A 19,077-nucleotide genomic window follows, 5' to 3' on the forward strand; every position below is an offset into this window, starting at 1 on the left:
CTCTGTTTCTTAAAGCCGCTTGGATGGCTCATTTTTATATAGCACTTAGTGTTTGAAAGCCCCTCTAATTGATGTTAAACATGAAGTTTACAAAAGAATAACAAACACACTCGTATGGCACTGCCCCTTTGCCTGCTAGCTAGGTATCTCTATGACAGAAAATACTCAACATCTTCAACGCTCCTCCACTGAGTTGCACGAATTTAATCGGCTTGACGTCTGGAACGGCTTCACCCAACTTTTACCTCTCTCTATGTTCGTGGTCATATTTGGCCTCGCTTTCGGTGTTGCTGCCGTACAGACTGGACTAGATGTATTTCCCACTATGTTGATGAGCACACTGGTCTTCGCCGGTGCTTCACAATTTGCCACGTTAGAAATGTGGGGAGCAGAAGTTCCTCTCATTCCAGTTCTTATTACTGTATTTGCTATTAATGCTCGTCACCTCTTGATGGGAGCCACACTTTATCCATGGTTACGACAACTCCCACCAACAAAACGTTACGGTGTAATGCTGGTTGCATCAGACGCCAACTGGGCAATGGCACTCAATGCATTTGGTAGAAAAGAACCAGGCTTTGGCTTGCTTGTTGGTGGCGGCTTAGCGATGTGGTCTTTTTGGATTGTGGGCACCTGGATCGGCATTTATTTTGGTAGCGCAATCAAAGATCCGGTGGGCCTCGGGCTCGATATGGTTATGGGATGCTTCCTGCTGTCTATGGTGGTGGCCGGGCCGAAAGACTTAAGAATCTTTGCGATTTGGGCCATAGCAGCAGCCTCTTCTATGTTGGCGTATTGGTATTTGCCAGAGAATAGCCACGTAGTGGTTGGCGCCATTACTGGCGGAGTATTGGGTGCTTGTTGGAAGGAGAAGAAAGCATGAACATCGAAACAACCATAGGTGGCACACTGCTTATCATCATCGCTATGGCGTTAGTCACGCTCATAACCCGCTGGGGCGGAGTGTATGTTATGTCATTCATTCCAATTAGCGAACGGGTTCAACGTTTCATTACTGCGATGTCAGGCTCCGTACTGGTTGCCCTTTTAGCTCCGCTAGCAGTAGAGGGTGATAATGGTGCTAGAGCAGCACTGTTTTCTACTGCTGTTGTCATGTTCATCGTGAAAAAGCCTCTACCAGCAATTGCAGCAGGCATCATCGCCGCCGCCGCGGTACGTGCTCTTTAGTCGCTGTTTCAACGCCGATACCAGTCATCAATAAAAGACCCAAAACACAAAGCCCTGATGTCACAAGTGTCATCAGGGCTTATCTTATGCTCATCATTTGAACGATGAACAACGATTATTAATCATAGTGAGACAGCACATTACGCACAGCAGTTACAATTGCGCTTATATTTGTCCATTTTACCAATACCAGGGTTAAAGGTATTGGTTGGGTCTAATTCGTGGTAAAACTTCTGCAACGAGTTTTCGGCTTCATACAAGTGACCCACATTATGTTCTGCTGGGTATTTGGCACCACGGCTATTGAGGTGCTCTAGCATCAGCTTTTTCATCAACTTCGTGTCAGTCCCTTTTTTGAAAATGTAATCTTGATGGAAGACGTAACACATAAAGTGACCATAATAGAGCGCTTGAACAAGGTTCTTACTCACCTCTTCAGGCAAAGTTTCTAGCCACTCTTCATCATTGCGTCGCAATGCGATATCAAGTGCAACGATGTCTTCTACGTCTTTTCGATGAATCGTCTCGTACCGAATTGCTGCACCAGCGGCTGCAAAGCGATGTAAATAAGCTTTTTTACCTTCTTCCGGCGTACACTCGAAGAAATCACAGTCGTCTTCAACAGCCCAAACTTCTTTGAGGTATTTTTGTGCTTCAGCAATACCACCATCACTCATTTTCAATACCAGGTGATGCTCATACTTGTCACGGAAATCCAGCATTCGCTCTGGTAAATGTTGTGGGAACAACTTGCTCGCGTAGTACAAAATGGTGTCTGGCAGATATTTACTGACAAACGGGATGCGCTCTAAGAAGTTTTCTACCTTAGCTTTAAGTGCGAACATTTTTGGCAGCTTATCTGTGCCTAACAAGTCGATGGATAAGAACACATCCTTGCCGTACTTCTCTGCCATGTTGAAGATATCTCGATGCAAGTATTCTCCCATCTCAGGCAAGTTATCAAACGTAGATAAGAAGTCTTTTCGCAACTTCGTTAGTTTCGCAGGGTCATTGGTGCCAAGGTAAAAAACCTGCTCTTTTTCGGGTACTGGGTAGCTGTCAACCCGAACGGCAAAAACCCCCAACTTACCAGCGCAGCCACTGGCTTCAAATAATCGGCGTTCATCGGCATTAAAGCGAGAAGGAATGTCAGAAGTCACGTCTCGAACACGTTCATCGTATTCTTTGTCTGATGCCATTCGCTCATCATGAATGATCTTCGCTGGGTCAAAGTTCCCTTCTTGCAAGTTTGTTAGAATTTCTTCTGGCGTTTCACCTAACCCTTCAATACCAAGGTGGTTCACCAAATGTAACTGGCCTTGCTTATCGACCTGCGCGTAGAGCGCCAGTTCCGTATAAGCAGGACCACGCTTAACTAGCGCACCGCCTGAGTTATTGGCGATACCACCGACCACAGTGGCACCTAGCGATGAAGAGCCGATGATAGAATGCGGTGCTCGGTTCACTGCCTTCAACTCTTTCTCCAAAGAGTGTAAGCTCGCACCAGGCAAGCAAACCGCCTGCTTACCACCATCTAATAAGTGAATCTTCTTGATTTTGGTAATATTGACCACAACCACATCGCGATCATAATCATTACCACTCGGAGCCGAGCCCTCTGTTAAACCTGTTTTAGCCGCCTGCATGATAATGATGCAGTTTGCTTCAACACACTGTTTAATAATCTTCCATTGTTCTAGAAGAGTGTTAGGAAACACGATAGCAAGCGCATTACCACTACCCGAACGAAACCCCGAGCGGTAATATTTCGTTTTAACCTCGTCGGTTAGAACATTTTCTTCCCCAACGATGGTTTTAAATTCTTCAATCAGCTGCTTTTGTTTCATATCCGTATCTCTAGTTATTGTACTTCGCTCACAACACCGCTTAGCGGCAGGCATAGCGTTTGAGCCACTATAAGCAGTCCATTTCTCTGCGTCTATGTCAGACGGGCGAGCAATACGTAATCAATAAACAACAAACAAAATAATTCTTTATTTTTCTGTCACTTATCTTTCACATTTGAGAAATTTAACGTAAGAAACAGACCGTTTCTTAAAAGAAACAATAGCAAAACCATTTGTTAACAGTTGTGCGGGGTATCTTGTTATCAATATTAGTGAAGAAAACGAGGAGAAGCGTAAGCCCCTAAATTTAAGAGGATTCTTAGAAATGAAGATGGAAACATAAGCTCAACACCAATATAACGATCGGTGTTGAGTTATTGGCTTAAAATCGATGGTTTTGACTTTGAAAGCTTGAGTATAGATGATCGATAAAGATCTTAATTTTTTCTGGTTGCTGACGAGTGTAGGGATACACCGCATAAATACCCAAACATTTGGCTGTTTCGTCTTTAAATAACTGAATCAGACTGCCTTGTTTTAAGTCTTCATAAACCAATACACGCGGTACATAGATGATTCCCAGCCCTAACAGCGCTACATTTCTCAATACAGAAGAATTGTTGGTACAGAGGTTACCGTCGACGGTGATTTGATATACCTCGTCTCCATCTTTAAACGCCCACTCATGCGCTCCGGTTTCTTGGTAGGAATAGACTAAACAATTGTGTTTAGCCAAGGCTTGAGGTTGTTTAGGTATGCCATGTTTAGCTAGGTATTGGGGTGACGCGCAAATGATCCAATTCGCATCCACCAGCTTTCTTGCAATCAGACTAGAATCTGGCAACACACCCGTTCTAATTGCCAAATCAAAACGTTCATTCATGATATCGACGAAACGATTATCTAGATCCATATCGATATTGATGTCTGGGTATTTCTGATTAAATTCATTAATCACTTGAGGAAGAATTAATTCACCAGAGATAGTAGGCACCGAAATTTTAATGTGTCCAGATAAGTTTTTACCTAAACCCACAATGGATTCTTCCGCCGTTGCCACTGCTTGATAAACCGCTTTTGCATGAGTAAAAAACGCTCGTCCTGCTTCAGTCAACGTTAGCGTTCGCGTTGTTCGGTAGAGAAGCTGTACACCAAGCTCTTGTTCAAGCTTGGCAATGCGTTTACTGACGACCGATTTAGTCAGTGACATATGTCTAGCGGCAGCACTGAATGAGCCTTGCTCGATCAAGTGATAGAAAATGATGTAATCGTCGGTATTTCTCATGCGTCTTCGTCAAATCCTTTGGAAGCCCGTATTGTAAACTGAAATTGGCTGAGGTGCGAAGCATCGGGTCACACTTAATATCAGAAACTCGTGACAGAGATGGGGTTGCTAAGCTCACAGGTAATGAAAAAGAGATGGTGTGAATTTATCAGTCTTCAGATACAAAAAAACCAGCTTTCGCTGGTTTTAAGTTGATGCACTTGGCATCGAGATACCGCCATGGCCATATCTGAATAATTTGGAGCGACACACGAGGTTCGAACTCGTGACCTCAACCTTGGCAAGGTTGCGCTCTACCAACTGAGCTAGTGTCGCATTTATTCTCGAAAGCCATTCGCTCTCAAAAGAATAATGGAGGCGCCTCCCGGAGTCGAACCGAGGTCCACGGATTTGCAATCCGCTGCATAGCCACTCTGCCAAGGCGCCTTTTTATTACGCTTCAGGGCTCTACCCCGTTGCGTTGGTGGCTACTTTACGGATTGAGAGAAGATAGTCAAACAAAAACATTTCATTTTCTGTTCGTTTGATTTCTTTTAAGTCAATTCGACCAAAGTTCGATCTTATTGGCTTAAAACGAAGCAATATAAATCTCGCTTTCAGTTCGTTTTGTCCCATGAAACATTAAGGCGTTTAATAGTTGCTGACCCTTTTTAGCAATCTTCCCACAACATTAGGGTGATAAGACCAAGTGTGATCAAACATCGACATTAATGCAGGATTTCCGTATTTCGATAAGCTAATCGCGTGAAAACGGTTTTTCTTCGCTTTGAGCGCATCCACTTTGGCCAGTAACTCGTCTTGTTGTTTTGGCGCGATAAAGTCGGAAATGACTACCATGTCTGCGTTTTTATATTTATCACCGCTCATCAAGTCGATAGATTTAATCAAAGTTGGCTCTAAGTCTGTACCACCATGGAAGCTATAAGTTAGAAAGTCCGCCGCCTCGCGCAGACCATCTTGTTTGGTTAGTTCGTAGGTAATGTGTTCCGTAGAAAAAATAATGACATAGCAATCACGTTGCTCCGCTAGTGCGATTTGCATCAGAGCATAAGCCATGGATTTGGCGCATTGCTCAGGAAAGCCACTCATGGAACCGGACGCGTCCACACAAACAATGAAGGGGCCTTTTTCGATATCTACCGCTTTATGGTCAGGTCGGTGAGCTTTAACTTTACGTAACGTGCGCGATTTGCCTTGTGTACGATAGTTCATGAGCCGTTTATCAACTAAGTGTTTATAGAACACAACTTCAAGTTCAGGATACGCCAAAAACATCGTTTCGTTGGGAAGTAGCTTATTTAGATCATCGCTTTCGTGAATACCGACAATATCATCCGTCGCCTCATCACTTTTCTCTTCGACCAATTGAAGTTCTTCAGTGGGCGCACGATTTAGTTCAGGATCATTTACTTGCCCCGCCATACGACCGAGTTGCTCCGCAATTTCTTGCAAGCCTTGGTGCTTCTTCAGAAACTCAGCATGGCGCTTCATCACCGTTAAGTCTGTTTTACTCAACTTGGCAGATGCCATATCCCACAGGCGCCCTACACTTTCAGCATCACCCGACTCCGTGACTTTATCCATATTACGCATGGTTTCCATACGTTGATACAGGTCATTCAGCACCTTTTCTTTATTGGCTTCAAGCTCGCTTACTTGCGCTTGTTTTATTGCATCGGTGAGGCTTTGGTACCATTGGTCACAAAAGTAATGTGGGAACATAGGGTTATTCATCCCTTTGTTCTTTTCCATCATTCGGCGAGCTTGCATGTAAAACGCAGAGTGCCATTCCAGCTTTTTAATCACATCTTCGATGTTTTCAAAAAACGCCTCTTCATCCCAGTGAATAACCTCTTGATATAAAGACAGCTCTTGTTGGAAACGCTCTGTCTCACATACCTTGGTGATCCGTTTTTTAACGCTGCCTCGCCACTTTAACAAGTGACCTTTGACCGAAGATTTAACACCTCGGTTTTCTGCCATCATCATGACTTGTGAACGAGCCATCAAATCATTAACTGCGCTATCGATGATGCCGGAGTCGGCCACCATCAGCGCGAGGTTAAGTCCGTCTGCACCTAGCATGTCGTCTCCTTATGAGAAAAACTGATTTAAGTTTTTAAAGCGTTGGATAACTTTTTCACTTTCTGCTTGGATTGATTCAAGCCTCTGACTGACCTGTTGCAGACTCGACTCCATTAGGCGGGGTAATTCAGGATCAACAAAGCTATGCGGAAGCGCATCATGAAAGTTCGCTTTCACCTTACGCATATGGTGTTCTGCCTCACTAAGCTGATTTACGGCTTTTTCGCTCTGCGTTAACCACTTTTGGTAAAGCTCTACATCCAAGCCCTCTTGAGTCACTAGGCTAACCAGAATGCCTCGGTTCGCGATATCACGGATAACTAGGTTATTCGCCGCGTCAACGTCAAATCGTAAACGGCACATGTTGGTGTTTTGATTGACGTAACCATACACATCACCGCTTCCCTCTTTAATGACTCGATCTAACTCATCTTTGGGTACATAAACCCAGCGGCTATCACCTTTTTCTGATTCTGAAACCGACATGTTGCTTTGCAAGACCACCAATTTAACTAAGTTAACGGCTGCGCCAACTTTGTACATCTTGGCTTTAGAGGTATCAAAGCGCATGGTTTCTTTGCGCAAAATACCCGTTGCCGCTTCAGACGTTAACGTCATGCGGTAGGCATCTTCAAGTTCATGTTGAACATCAACCAAAGACTCACGGCAGTACTCGATTTCCTGCTCCGCGTCTTGTTGATCAAATGCATGTTTTAAGGCGAACTCTTGAACCACTTCACGTACCACATCTCGCGATTCAGGACTGTTCCATAAACAATCTTGCAGCAGTAGAAGGTCAAGAGGATTGATTTCATCGCGACCATTAAAAAACGCGCTCGCTTTTAACAACTTCACGGCTTTCTTCCAGCGGCGGTCAGAGACATACATGTCGGTATTGGCCACATCACCAAACTGAGCTTCAACTTTGCTTTCTAACATCGTTTTAAGCTGGAAAAGCTTTTCGAATGCATTATCGGTTAGCGTCAATTTGTCGAGCTGTTGTTGCCATTGATGATATTCTTCATCAGTTATCGCTAGGCCTTCTGGTACTTGTGCCTCTTGCGATGTGCCCACAGTCAACATCGACTTAAAGTTTTGTTTATTCTGAATTCGATTCACAAACACACGCACCAACATGCGGTCGTAGAGGGCATCCAATCCACTATCTTCATCGGGTAATTCATTGGAAGCCGATACCAACAGGCGCATTGGCACACGCTCGATATCGCTGCCATTTTTGAATGTTTTCTCATTAACCACTGTCAGCAATGTGTTAAGAATTGCAGGCCCCGCCTTCCAGATTTCATCCAAAAATACGACTTGTGCAGTTGGCAAATACCCTTTAGTTAAGCGAACATAACGGCCGTTGTCTTTTAGCTCTTGGATACTCAGTGGCCCAAACACCTCTTCAGGGGTTGAGAAGCGCGTCATCAGGTATTCGAAGTAACTGCTGTTATCGAACGCTTGGATGAGTCGTTTGGCAATTAAGCTTTTTGCAATACCAGGGGGGCCTAAAAGAAAAACACTTTCACCAGCAAGTGCAGCAAGAAGGCAGAGCTTGATCGTATGTTCACGCTCATAAACGCCATCCGTTAACGCTTTCGCCAATTTATTGATGCGTTCTGAGAGAAGCGCTTTTTCGGCATTTGAGGCAAATAAGGTTTGTGTCATACGTTCTCCGGCTACTGAAGTGGTATTGCGTTAACATTTTTATACACTTGTTATAACTTTGTTACAAATGTATTTTGTCGAATTCCCCTTATAGCAGATGCTTTTCCCCTTCTTGACGAAGCAATCAAAGTTTCCATTTATGAGACATTGCTCACTTAAAGTGCAAACGCTTTCGTCGTGTTGCAGTATTTTTTGCTTTTGTTTCCCACCATTTGTGGTTAATGTCGAAAAACGTCAAAAATGCGGTAACAGCTAGGGTTCATAACTGCATGAGCAAGATAATTCATAAATGGAAGCAAATTTCTCTGATTGAAGAAGACGTTGTGCTTCCTACAGGACAGGCAATTACGCACACCACAATCCATCATCCGGGTGCTGCGGTGATTCTCCCTATTACAGCGGAGGGTCACATTGTCCTTGTCCACCAATTTCGGCCTTCACTTAATAAATGGCTATTGGAACTTCCTGCTGGTACCAGAGAAGGCAACGAAGAGCCACTCTGCTGCGCCAAAAGAGAGTTAGAGGAAGAAACTGGGTTTAGTGCAGAGAAATTCACGTCTCTCGGCCAAGTCACCCCTCTTGCCGGATTTTGTGATGAGATACAGTATCTATTTGTTGCCGAAAAGCTCAACAAAACAAACCGTTACGAGTGCGATGAAGACGAAGTGATTGAGGTCGTCACCTTGTCAATCAAGCAACTCGAAGAAAAGATTGTCGATGGCTCGATCACCGATGCCAAAACGATCGCTTGCTTAAGCAAAGCGCGCCTTTGCGGATATATTTAGGACTTTGACCAAGGAGACATTCATGGATTTTCGATCAGATACCGTTACACAGCCCACCCAAGCCATGCGAGAAGCCATGTTTAAGGCCCCCGTTGGGGATGATGTTTATGGTGATGACCCTACGGTCAATGAGCTTGAAAAATTTGCTGCGCAGCTTGCTGGTTTCGAAGCAGCTTTGTTTACCACTTCAGGCACTCAAGCCAATCTGCTCGGTTTAATGGCGCATTGCGAGCGGGGAGATGAATATCTATGTGGGCAACAAGCACATAACTACAAATACGAAGCTGGTGGCGCGGCGGTTTTGGGATCAATTCAACCTCAACCAGTCGAAAATAACCCAGATGGCACGCTACCATTTGATAAACTGGCTGCTGCGATTAAACCAGATGATTGTCACTTTGCTCGCACTAAGCTTCTCAGCTTAGAAAACACAATTAATGGTAAAGTACTACCTCTGTCTTACTTAGCAGAAGCACGTGACTTCGTGAATAAACATAACTTGCAGATGCATCTAGATGGCGCTCGCGTTTTTAACGCAGCCGTTGCACTTGATGTTCCGGTAAAAGAGATCGGTCAGTACTTTGATTCAATGACGATCTGTCTGTCGAAAGGTCTGGCTGCCCCTGTTGGCTCGCTACTGCTTGGTAGCAAAGACTACATAGCAAAAGCACGTCGCTTAAGAAAGATGGTCGGCGGTGGTATGCGTCAAGCGGGTATTCTTGCCGCAGCAGGCAAACTTGCCCTTACCGAACAAGTGGAACAGCTAAAACAAGATCACATCAACGCAAAAACCTTAGCGGAAGGTTTAGCAGAACTGCCTGTTTTTTCAGTCAACCCTGAATTTGTTCAAACGAACATCGTGTTCGCGAAGCTTGCTCCTCAAGTGGACATAGTAAGTATCGCTGCGAAACTAAAGGAACAAAACATCACGATAACCCCTGGAAATCCAATTCGTTTTGTAACTCATAAAGATATTTCAGCGAAAGACATCGACACTTTCTTATCAAGTATAAAATCTCTACTTTAATTTGATTTTGATCATTGAGCTTCCCCTAAGGGGAAGCTTTATTGTATCGGCATGATTTTTAGCGAATAGATAACCTCCATGCTCAGATTTGTACTTCTAATCTCTTTTATTTTCTCTTCCGCTATCCATGCCGAGCCGTTTGGTGATGCTGATAAAGGTAAAATCAAATCACCTAGCTGTGTCTATTGTCACGGTGTTACAGGCATCGCAACGAACAACACCTATCCAAGCCTTGCTGGTCAAAATGCTCAGTACCTTTACAATGCAATGAAATCTTATCAAGCCGGTGAGCGTAAAGGGCCACTTGCAGAAATGATGGCAGCACAGTTAAAAATGTTAAATGATGAAGACCTTCGTGATGTCGCTGCTTTTTATGCAGAACAGACAGAAATCAAGTGATTAGATCACCTGTAGATGTACTATGAAAGCTCGTGAATCATCCAAACTCAACGCATATTGAAACATTAACCCAACATTTGACCACAAAACAATCAAATTAACTTCACTTCAAATATTTGATGAATTTATAGTTCAACATAAGCATTAATATTGACTTTTTATTCTATTTTATCGATATTTCATGCTTTATTGAATTTGACGTGAAGTAAGTTATGTCTCACACACATGCGCAACCAGCAGACTCGGTTGCTACCCCTAAGTCGTGGCAGATGCCAGATACCCTCATTTTGATCTTCATTGTTGGTATTCTTGCTGCGATTCTTACCTACTTAATTCCTGCTGGTCATTTTGATAGCCAACAGGTGACCTACATGGTAGACGGTGCAGAAAAAACTCGCACAGTTATCGATCCTTCTTCTTTCTCTTATGCAACCGACGAAAACGGTGAACTGGTTTACAACAAGGTTGGCCTGTTTGCTTCTGGTGGTGGCATTGGTCTGATGAACTTCCCTTTCGAAGGGCTAGTTTCTGGCTCTAAATGGGGCAGCGCAATCGGCGTGATTATGTTCATGTTGGTTATCGGCGGTGCTTTCGGCGTTGTAATGCGCACAGGCACAATCGATAACGGTATCCTGCGCCTTATCGATAAGACCAAAGGTAACGAAGCGCTATTCATTCCAGTGCTATTTTTGCTGTTCTCGCTAGGCGGTGCGGTATTTGGTATGGGTGAAGAAGCCGTAGCGTTTGCGATTATTATCGCGCCGCTTATGGTTCGCCTTGGTTATGATGGTATCACAACGGTAATGGTTACCTATGTTGCGACTCAAATTGGCTTTGCTACTTCTTGGATGAACCCTTTCTCCGTCGCTATTGCGCAAGGCATTGCGGGTGTACCTGTTTTATCCGGCATGACAGTACGCATGGGGTTATGGGCTGGCTTTACGTTAATCGGTATCGCTTTCACAATGATCTACGCCGCTCGTGTGAAGTCAAATCCTAAACTTTCTTACAGCCATCGCACAGACCAGTATTTCCGTCAGCAAGAGCTTGGCAATCAAGATTCTCGTTGGAACCTAGGTGACACACTCGTTATCCTTACGGTTATTGCGACCACGGTGTGGGTCGTTTGGGGCGTAGTCGCTAACGCATGGTACATCCCAGAAATCGCGTCTCAATTTTTCACTATGGGCTTTGTTGTCGCGATCATCGGTACGATTTTTCGCCTGAACGGTATGACGCTAAACTGCGCAGCTGATGCATTTAAAGAAGGTGCAGCTATTATGCTTGCACCTGCCCTATTAGTGGGTTGTGCAAAAGGTGTATTGTTGATCCTTGGTGGTGGTACAACTGATGAAGCGAGTGTACTGAATTCAATTCTAAACAGTGCTGGCGGCGTAATTAGCGGGCTTCCTGACGTGGCTGCGGCATGGTTAATGTATGTATTCCAATCTATCTTCAACTTCTTCGTCACTTCAGGATCCGGACAAGCGGCACTAACGATGCCTCTACTGGCCCCTCTGGCAGACATTGCAGGAGTTACGCGCCAAGTGGCAGTTTTGTCATTCCAACTTGGCGATGGCTTTACTAACGTTATCGTCCCTACTTCGGCATCTCTCATGGCAACGCTTGGTGTCTGCCGTATCGACTGGGGTGACTGGGCAAAATTCTGCTGGCGATTTATTCTATTACTCTTTACCCTATCAAGTATCGTCGTTATCGCAGCTCATATTATGGGTTTTGCGTAAAACGAAGCCAATTGGTAATTAAGGCGAGACATGTTCTCGCCTTATTAATATTCATGGTATGACGACGCTAAGGTTTTAGATTAGCTCATGGTTTTGGAGTGGTAACTTTAATGGCAACACAATTTCTCGATGACGTGATTCAAGGTCATCAAGTGATTCAATCTCTCAATGTAGCAGACCTAAATTCGGGCGAGCATAAGTTTTGGTTTCGCATCGCAACGAATGCTCTCTCTCAGTGGCAACACCTACCTGTGCTAGTGTTCAAAGGTGAAAAACCTGGCAAGAAAATCATGATTACCGCAGGGGTTCATGGTGATGAGTACAATGGTGTGTTAGCAGCGCAGCAAACTGCTCGAGAGCTCATCGGCACTGAAGTCGCTGGTACTGTCACTATTGTTCCAACCGTTAACATGCCAGGTATGCTAAACCACAGCCGTGATTTCTATTCCGCAGACCCTGATGCGTCTCCTGCAAACTTAAACCGCTTTTTTCCTGGTGACCAAAACGGCAATGAAGCCCAACGCTACTTATATGCATTGTGGAATGATTTGCTCAAGCCAAATGCTGATTTAGCCATTGACCTTCACACTCAAACCAGTGGTGCGGCCTATCCACTTTACGTGTTTGCAGATTTCCGAATCGAGCAATCATTAGAAATGGCTCGCCTCATTAATCCTGATGCGATTTTAAATGATCCTGGAGATGCTGGCGTCCTTGAAACGGTCTGGAATAACCATGGTGTCCCAAGTATTACTGTTGAAGTAGGTATGGGGCGATATACCGAGCAAGAACTTATCAGTCGAACTGTAACAGGCATTTTTAATGTGCTGAAAAAGCATAACATTGTTGAAGGTGATATGGACCCTATTACGTCATGCTTGGAAGGAAACGAAATCATCAGTGTGAAAGCGACACACGGCGGCTTTGTACTGCCTCATGTCAGTTTGATGAATTTTGTCGAGCAAGGCCAACTTCTTGCGATTCAATACGACAGCTTTGGCGCTGAGATTAAACGCTACACCGCCCCAACAAGCGGCACAGTACTTAGCCACAATGTTGAATCTATTCGAGCACCAGGTTCCCTGATCGTTCGTTTGATTAAGTAAACCATAACCGTTTGTTGATAGATCAACCTTTCGACGCTCACTCAAATTTATATAAGCCCCATCACGAGTAATCACAAATGATGGGGCTATATCCATTTTGACCACATTAAGTTACGCGGTAACAAATTACTGTTAAGCGAAATGACAAACTGAGCTCTTAATTAGGAAGCTGCCCCTCTGTCCGCTTTTTCAGCCACGCTGATGAACTTAAAGCTGTCTTTGTTTCTCTTGTTCAACAAAAATGAGCTCGTCGATAGCGAAACCTTTCTCTTTAGCTACGTACTTAAAGCGCTCCACTACTCTCTCATCAACGTTAGGCGTTCTAGACAATAGCCACAAATAGTCGTGGTTGTAACCGGAAACAAACGCATAGTCATAGTTTTCACCTAGCTCAAAAACAATGTAAGAAGAGTATATTGGCCCAAAAAAGGAAACCTTTAAGTGTCCAACCGTTTTATCTTCAACAAAATAAGCTTTGCCTTCAGCTTCTGACCACTGTCGCTCTTCTTCGGAATATCCACGGTTTATCACCTTAACCCCACCATCCTCGCGAACCTGATACTCAGCGGTAACGTTGGATAAGCCTCGCTCAAATGAATGGTCTAGGCGTGCAATTTCGTACCACTTACCTAGATATGGCTCTAAATCGAAATTATTGACGGGTTCCACCCCATCCGGCTTCGAGGTACAACCAAATAAAGTTGCAAGTGACAAAAGTAAAAATATTTTTATCGATTTCATACAACACCTAAATTTTAATTAGTGATTGATTTTACTCTAGAAGATAACAAATCGATCACTAAGCCGCACCATCACCTTCATAGGTACACATCACAATTCTTCATCAATAGCGCACTGAACACCGAAACCTCGTCATCTCAGCAAATCGTTAACAAGATTGCTCTATTTTTGACTTACAAGCTGACCATGCTTGTACATTTTGTCAGCATTTAACCCTATGCATATAGAAACTTTGCACAACATAGACATTCGTAGGCATATCACCCTCCTATAATACGTTGCGTTATAGACAGAGGTTATTGTTATGAAATTAAAAACAGTGTCAGTTTGTGCACTTTTGGTGTTACTTGCAGGTTGTCAGCAGGAAAAGCCGAGCGAAACGACACAATTAACGACCTCGGCAGATGTATGTAATGCACAAGGAAACATGCCAGGTGGGTGGAATGAGTTTAACGCGACCCCTGATGCACAAAAGGCAATGGCCTTTGTTTTAGAGAAAATGGACACAATAGCGTCGTTTAAACAAATACTGAATGTTCACGCGCAAATCGTTAGCGGCGTCAACTATGCTATTGAGTTTGAATTGGATGATGGCTCTGTTTGGAACACGATTGTTTATCGCAACCTCGATGGCGAATATGCGATTACCCAATCGCCAAAAGAAGGCTACTTTTGCGAACAGTAGCGACTTAGTCAGAAAGCCCCTAACAATAGGGGCTTTTTGATCTAACAGTAGTCACTGAATTAGACAGCGAAGCGACATTGAGATTTAATCGACACCGTTGAACCAAGTCTTGATGGTTCAACATCAATCCTCTGCGCCATTTGCTCTTTCAGCTCAGAAACGTGAGAAATAACACCGATCATGCGCCCAGTCTGTTGCAGGTCCACTAGTGTTTGAATAGCAAGATCTAAAGACTCTGGGTCTAAACTACCGAAGCCCTCATCAATAAATAAAGTGTCTAAACGGATACCGCCACTATAGGATTGCACAACATCCGACAAACCAAGTGCCAGAGCAAGCGCTGCCATAAATGATTCACCGCCGGAAAGTGTCGCAACATCACGCGTTTTTCCTGTGTAGCCATCTTCAACCATTAAATCTAAGCCGCGACCCGCAGCGCCTTTGAAGCCCTCTGTTTTTCGAGCAAGAATATAGCGCCCTTTACTCATAAGGCTTAAGCGTTGAGAGGCCTGAATCAGCACATCATCCAACAGTACACCAAGAACAAAGCGATGTAGGCTAACCCTGCTGCCTGTTTTACCGCTAGCAACGTCGTACAACGTACCAAAGACTTTGTATTCTTCTTCTAACTTACTATTTTTCTCATGCAACACGGCAATATCTTTACGAACCTTTTCAAGACGTTCAAATATTGAGCGTGTGGTATCAAGTTGATCCCTTACTTCAATATATTGCGCCTGCAGAGTGGTTAACCTATCGTTAAACGACTCTAAATTAGGCCTTTCAAGATCTTTCAATGCATGATTTAAATCATGTAGTGTTTGCTCAAGCTTGGTTTGTGCCTGTTTGAAGCTGTCTATTTCTTGCTGCCAGGCTTGAAGTTCATCATCTCCCACTCGACTACTTAGATAATGGCTTTCATCCTCAAATTTACTCGCCTGTAGTGCCTCATTCCACGCTAATTCTGCTTGGCTAAGTTTTTGCTCTGACTCAGATAACCACTGCTTGTTCGTCGCTAAGTGACTTTCCGCATTTGATTTCTCCAATATCGCTTGCTGCAAAGCGGTTTGCGCCTTTTCTAAGCCTGTGTTCAAACTCAGAATTTGCTCTTTTGTCAGCAAAATTTCACGTTCAAGCAAGTCAGCGGAACTGTATTTTGGGTCAATAGAAGCTTGTAATTGAGCCAATTGTTCTTGGTTCGCTTTAACGGTTGATTCATTTGCCGCCATTTTATTCTGCAGCTCATGAATTTTATTTTCACCCACGACGCAGCGTTGATTAAGCTGTTCAACGTTCTTTTCTAGCTTTTCAATATCAATAGCTTGTAGACGTAGGAGTTGAGCATTGATCGCTTGCAAATCATTTTGAACCGTCGAGATCTCAGATGTAGCATACTCACCCAACTCCTCTTTCAACTGGTTACACTGATTCTGATACTGACTAATGACAACGTTATGTTGTTCTAGCTGATTGCTTAGTTGGTTCAACAAGGTTTGAGCTTCTCGCTCTTTAGCTCTAGCCGCCTGAACTTGCTCTTTTGTAACGGCTTCTTCAACAAACGTTGCGGGGTTAGGATGCGTTTCGCTACCACACACCGGGCATGCTTCACCTGCTTTTAGTCGCTGCGCTAATACTGCCGCTTGAGCGTTGTGCCACTTAAGCTCTATCGTATCAGCGTCTTGTTGACACTGCATATAGCGCTGACTGGCTTCGTGTAGTGACTGCTGCTTGCCTACAGTTAGCGCATTGAGTTTAGAGAGCTCTAAAGTAAGATCATGCAGCTTTTGTAGATCCTGTAACAGCCGTTGTTTTTGTTTTATTTCCGCATCGATGCTGCCAATAAGCGCAACATCAACTCGTGCTTTCTCTAGCTCCTTCTGTCCCTGCTGGGCCTGTAACGTTAACTTATCTTTTAGTTCTATGTACTGTTTTAACGTTGCTTCAAATTGTTGTTTTTGTTGATAACCCGCCGTTATTTTACTTTCCAAATTGTCTTTCTCGACCAACTTGTTTTTCATACTTTCAAGCTGATACTGCAGTTGCGTTAACTGCGGGACCTTTGCCGCTGCCTCTTTTGCACTTTGCTGCAAGTTTTCTTGTTCTCTCGCAACGACATTAGCTTTTTCGAGACTCTCTTCCAAAGCTACGATTTTTTGCCTAAGCTCTTGCGTTTGAGCTTTTGCATTTTGTAATGAGATGTAGGGCAACTCTATCTTATTGGCATTTTTAGCGTTTTCTAATTGCTGTTGACGAGCTTTTATCGAATCTGCGTGTTCTAGATGCAGCTTGAGTGCGCTTTCTGCTTGCTCTCGTTTCGAAAACTCTCCATTCAAGGTTTCCGCTTTTTGCAATTCAGATTTAGCAGTATTGAGCTTATCTAACGCTGCTTGCTCATTCTTTTTATCAGACTCTAATTGCTTAGTTACTTGTTCCAGTTGTTGTAATAGTTCTTGTTCAGAACTCGCTTCTGCAACTTGTAAAGCACCTCGAATTTGATTATCAAATTCGCCTTTCGCTTTACTAATTGCACTCGCTTTATCTTTGAGCGCGTACTCAATTTTTTTATATATGTCAGTTTGAAAGAGCTGGCCAAAAATTTCTTCACGCTCTTTAGAGCTAGCAAGCAACAGTTCTCGGAATTTTCCTTGAGGCAACACCATAACTTGACGAAATTGAGTTTCATTCAAGCCAATAATATTGCTAACTTCAGTTTTAACCTGAGTCGTCTTGCTGGTGATAAGCGTTTCAGTCTCACCGAGTTCATAAAGAGCCGCAGTGTGCTTTTTAATCGTCATCCCTTCACCACGGGCCTTGGGCGCTTCCTGCTCAGGGGATCGAACAACTCGGTATTGTTTGCCGTGTAACGAAAATTCGAGAACTACTTCGGTTGGTAAGTCTTGCGCGGATAAGTCACACCGCATCTGAATACCTTGTCGCTCATTACCTGTGGTTTCACCATAAAGGGCGAAGCAAATGGCATCTAAGATCGACGTTTTACCGGAACCTGTAGGACCATTAATCAAAAATAGAGGGTTACTGCCAAGCTTCTCAAAATGAATGATTTCAGTTTTTGCAAACGGACCAAAGGCTTGCATGGTTAGTTTAATTGGTTTCATCTTTGGTCCCTATTGCTGTGATAATTGCTTAATAATGTCAGTAACAGCTTGCTCTTGCTCTTTAGACAACTGGCTATCTTGCGCCTCAATAAAAAAATCTCGGAACATATCAATTTCGCTTCGCGCCAACTTTGCTTGCGCCATTTCCTGCTCTACCCCAATTAACATGCCAGGTTTCTCAAGGTGTAAAACGTTTGGATACACTGAACGAAGTTTTTCCATTGGGTTTAAAATCGCATGTTTATCCATCAAACGAACTAACAAATAATCTTCATTCTTGGGGTCTGTTTTCCCTTGCTCAATAACTTTATCCAGCTCGCCCTCTACAATACGCATTTCATGAGGAGCCGTAAGATCAATATGCTTTGCAGAAACGAATCCTTTCTTGTCCAGTTCAACTAACGTGAAACCTTTTCTCTGGTTCTGTTCACCAAAGCTATACTTCATGAGAGAGCCAGAGTAACGGATATGCTCTGCGCCTTTCTTTTGAGGCTGATGCAAATGACCAAGTGCGACGTAGTCAAAATCTAAGAAGTGTTCATGACTCACGCGATCAGAACCACCAATAGATAATGGTCGTTCAGAGTCTGACTCGATAGCCCCATCAACAAAACAGTGACTCACGAGCACGCGCTTTTGCTTAGAGATAAAGCGCTCTTTAATTTGCTCAACAAGCAATTGATGAGCCTCATCATGAGTGGATACCGAGGCTTTGTAGGCAAACCTGACCTGTTCAGGGTCGTTATAAGGCATACCATAAAACGCGACCTCGTCCGCAGAGTCCGTTTTTATGATGATGGGAGTGAGCATCTCTTCAAAGTTGCTAACAATATGGAGACCTGCATTTTTCATTTGCTCTGAGCCGAAACCTAACCTTTCTGCACCATCATGGTTGCCAGATATCAATATCATTGGTGTTTCTAACTCGGTACAAATGCGTTTCACGACTCGATTTAACAGTTCTATTGCAACCGTTGGTGGCACCGAACGGTCATAGATATCTCCCGCCACTACAACTGCATCGACGGGGTTGCGTTCAATATAGTTAATCAGTTGTTCGAGTACTGCTTGTTGATCTTCGAGTAGTGATACGTTGTGGAATTGTCGACCAAGATGCCAATCTGAGGTGTGGATAAACTTCATTCGAATTCACTTTCCGCCAATTCTATGAGTAGGCTTGCTTCTGTCAGAGTCCATGTACCGTTTATAAAAAGGAATGCGTCACGGGTGGGATCTCGAACAAGCCAAAACTCAAGTTATTTTATTTCGGTAAGGATATCTTGAGTCGAACAGCTTTTCATGTGGTTTGTGTTCTATGGCTGGCTATTTAATCAGAAAGCGAGAAGAACACTGTAAAAACGCGGTGAGCAAAGCTATTTTGAAAAGCAAGCTGCGCC

At 43.7% G+C, this 19,077-nt stretch carries 15 protein-coding genes and 2 tRNA genes; 8 read left to right on the forward strand and 9 right to left on the reverse strand.

Translation table 11 applies throughout. The annotated features are described in order from the left end of the window. The first annotated feature begins 151 nt into the window (after positions 1-151). Together R7040_RS05315 and R7040_RS05320 are read left to right on the forward strand one after the other, a co-directional pair. Entirely contained in the window at positions 152-883 is a 732-nt protein-coding gene (locus R7040_RS05315; RefSeq protein WP_017820197.1) for an AzlC family ABC transporter permease, read from the forward strand. After that, complete coding sequence (locus R7040_RS05320) at positions 880-1,188, forward strand: AzlD family protein (RefSeq protein ID WP_005375985.1); 309 nt, start codon at positions 880-882, stop codon at positions 1,186-1,188. Before R7040_RS05315 ends, R7040_RS05320 begins: the two co-directional genes overlap by 4 nt. Before the next feature lie 140 nt (positions 1,189-1,328). Here the strand turns inward: R7040_RS05320 and dld are convergent, their stop codons facing one another. The 6 genes from dld to R7040_RS05350 form a co-directional block, all read right to left on the reverse strand. Beyond that, positions 1,329-3,035 (reverse strand): D-lactate dehydrogenase, encoded by a 1,707-nt coding sequence (gene dld, locus R7040_RS05325; protein WP_104980721.1) that lies wholly within the window; start codon positions 3,033-3,035, stop codon positions 1,329-1,331. 382 nt (positions 3,036-3,417) lie between these two features. After that, a complete protein-coding gene (locus tag R7040_RS05330; protein ID WP_017820200.1) occupies positions 3,418-4,320 on the reverse strand; it encodes a LysR family transcriptional regulator in 903 nt (300 codons plus the stop codon). A gap of 239 nt (positions 4,321-4,559) precedes the next feature. Then, positions 4,560-4,635: transfer RNA gene (locus R7040_RS05335), tRNA-Gly, on the reverse strand. 37 nt (positions 4,636-4,672) lie between these two features. Then, a tRNA-Cys gene (locus tag R7040_RS05340) sits at positions 4,673-4,746 on the reverse strand. A gap of 204 nt (positions 4,747-4,950) precedes the next feature. Then, positions 4,951-6,405: an ATPase RavA stimulator ViaA gene (gene viaA / locus R7040_RS05345; protein WP_213967650.1), complete on the reverse strand. Its 1,455-nt coding sequence runs from the start codon at positions 6,403-6,405 to the stop codon at positions 4,951-4,953. A gap of 9 nt (positions 6,406-6,414) precedes the next feature. Then, positions 6,415-8,076: an ATPase RavA domain-containing protein gene (locus R7040_RS05350; protein ID WP_054576741.1), complete on the reverse strand. Its 1,662-nt coding sequence runs from the start codon at positions 8,074-8,076 to the stop codon at positions 6,415-6,417. Positions 8,077-8,345: 269 nt separating this feature from the next. Here R7040_RS05350 and R7040_RS05355 point away from each other — a divergent pair, with 269 nt between their 5' ends. The 5 genes from R7040_RS05355 (at position 8,346) to R7040_RS05375 (ending at position 13,138) form a co-directional block, all read left to right on the forward strand. Further along, on the forward strand, positions 8,346-8,861 hold the full coding sequence (locus R7040_RS05355) for an NUDIX hydrolase (protein WP_151515526.1): 516 nt from the start codon (positions 8,346-8,348) through the stop codon (positions 8,859-8,861). A gap of 22 nt (positions 8,862-8,883) precedes the next feature. Next, positions 8,884-9,888, forward strand: coding sequence for a low-specificity L-threonine aldolase (ltaE, locus tag R7040_RS05360; RefSeq protein ID WP_213967648.1), 1,005 nt, complete (start codon positions 8,884-8,886; stop codon positions 9,886-9,888). Positions 9,889-9,966: 78 nt separating this feature from the next. After that, positions 9,967-10,287, forward strand: a complete 321-nt coding sequence (locus R7040_RS05365; protein ID WP_017633643.1) for a c-type cytochrome — start codon at positions 9,967-9,969, stop codon at positions 10,285-10,287. A gap of 212 nt (positions 10,288-10,499) precedes the next feature. After that, complete coding sequence (gene yfcC / locus R7040_RS05370; protein WP_005387492.1) at positions 10,500-12,032, forward strand: putative basic amino acid antiporter YfcC; 1,533 nt, start codon at positions 10,500-10,502, stop codon at positions 12,030-12,032. Positions 12,033-12,142: 110 nt separating this feature from the next. Continuing rightward, positions 12,143-13,138, forward strand: a complete 996-nt coding sequence (locus R7040_RS05375; protein WP_213972164.1) for a succinylglutamate desuccinylase/aspartoacylase family protein — start codon at positions 12,143-12,145, stop codon at positions 13,136-13,138. 207 nt (positions 13,139-13,345) lie between these two features. Here the strand turns inward: R7040_RS05375 and R7040_RS05380 are convergent, their stop codons facing one another. Further along, on the reverse strand, positions 13,346-13,879 hold the full coding sequence (locus R7040_RS05380) for a lipocalin family protein (protein ID WP_054576742.1): 534 nt from the start codon (positions 13,877-13,879) through the stop codon (positions 13,346-13,348). 304 nt (positions 13,880-14,183) lie between these two features. Here R7040_RS05380 and R7040_RS05385 point away from each other — a divergent pair, with 304 nt between their 5' ends. Continuing rightward, entirely contained in the window at positions 14,184-14,564 is a 381-nt protein-coding gene (locus tag R7040_RS05385) for a cystatin family protein (RefSeq protein ID WP_172563844.1), read from the forward strand. A gap of 59 nt (positions 14,565-14,623) precedes the next feature. Here the strand turns inward: R7040_RS05385 and R7040_RS05390 are convergent, their stop codons facing one another. Together R7040_RS05390 and R7040_RS05395 are read right to left on the reverse strand one after the other, a co-directional pair. Further along, positions 14,624-17,680 (reverse strand): AAA family ATPase, encoded by a 3,057-nt coding sequence (locus R7040_RS05390; protein WP_213967646.1) that lies wholly within the window; start codon positions 17,678-17,680, stop codon positions 14,624-14,626. A gap of 9 nt (positions 17,681-17,689) precedes the next feature. Beyond that, positions 17,690-18,823: an exonuclease SbcCD subunit D gene (locus tag R7040_RS05395; RefSeq protein ID WP_005375971.1), complete on the reverse strand. Its 1,134-nt coding sequence runs from the start codon at positions 18,821-18,823 to the stop codon at positions 17,690-17,692. Positions 18,824-19,077 lie beyond the last annotated feature (254 nt).

The sequence above is a fragment of the Vibrio sp. 1069 genome (genome assembly GCF_033340555.1).

Excerpts from the sequence above, each read along its gene's own strand:
- R7040_RS05385 (WP_172563844.1), top strand. The coding sequence starts at position 14,184 with ATGAAATTAAAAACAGTGTCAGTTTGTGCACTTTTGGTGTTACTTGCA.
- viaA (WP_213967650.1), bottom strand. The coding sequence starts at position 6,405 with ATGCTAGGTGCAGACGGACTTAACCTCGCGCTGATGGTGGCCGACTCC.
- R7040_RS05355 (WP_151515526.1), top strand. The coding sequence starts at position 8,346 with ATGAGCAAGATAATTCATAAATGGAAGCAAATTTCTCTGATTGAAGAA.
- R7040_RS05315 (WP_017820197.1), top strand. The coding sequence starts at position 152 with ATGACAGAAAATACTCAACATCTTCAACGCTCCTCCACTGAGTTGCAC.
- R7040_RS05320 (WP_005375985.1), top strand. The coding sequence starts at position 880 with ATGAACATCGAAACAACCATAGGTGGCACACTGCTTATCATCATCGCT.
- R7040_RS05375 (WP_213972164.1), top strand. The coding sequence starts at position 12,143 with ATGGCAACACAATTTCTCGATGACGTGATTCAAGGTCATCAAGTGATT.
- R7040_RS05395 (WP_005375971.1), bottom strand. The coding sequence starts at position 18,823 with ATGAAGTTTATCCACACCTCAGATTGGCATCTTGGTCGACAATTCCAC.
- ltaE (WP_213967648.1), top strand. The coding sequence starts at position 8,884 with ATGGATTTTCGATCAGATACCGTTACACAGCCCACCCAAGCCATGCGA.
- R7040_RS05365 (WP_017633643.1), top strand. The coding sequence starts at position 9,967 with ATGCTCAGATTTGTACTTCTAATCTCTTTTATTTTCTCTTCCGCTATC.
- R7040_RS05330 (WP_017820200.1), bottom strand. The coding sequence starts at position 4,320 with ATGAGAAATACCGACGATTACATCATTTTCTATCACTTGATCGAGCAA.
- dld (WP_104980721.1), bottom strand. The coding sequence starts at position 3,035 with ATGAAACAAAAGCAGCTGATTGAAGAATTTAAAACCATCGTTGGGGAA.
- R7040_RS05390 (WP_213967646.1), bottom strand. The coding sequence starts at position 17,680 with ATGAAACCAATTAAACTAACCATGCAAGCCTTTGGTCCGTTTGCAAAA.
- R7040_RS05380 (WP_054576742.1), bottom strand. The coding sequence starts at position 13,879 with ATGAAATCGATAAAAATATTTTTACTTTTGTCACTTGCAACTTTATTT.
- R7040_RS05350 (WP_054576741.1), bottom strand. The coding sequence starts at position 8,076 with ATGACACAAACCTTATTTGCCTCAAATGCCGAAAAAGCGCTTCTCTCA.
- yfcC (WP_005387492.1), top strand. The coding sequence starts at position 10,500 with ATGTCTCACACACATGCGCAACCAGCAGACTCGGTTGCTACCCCTAAG.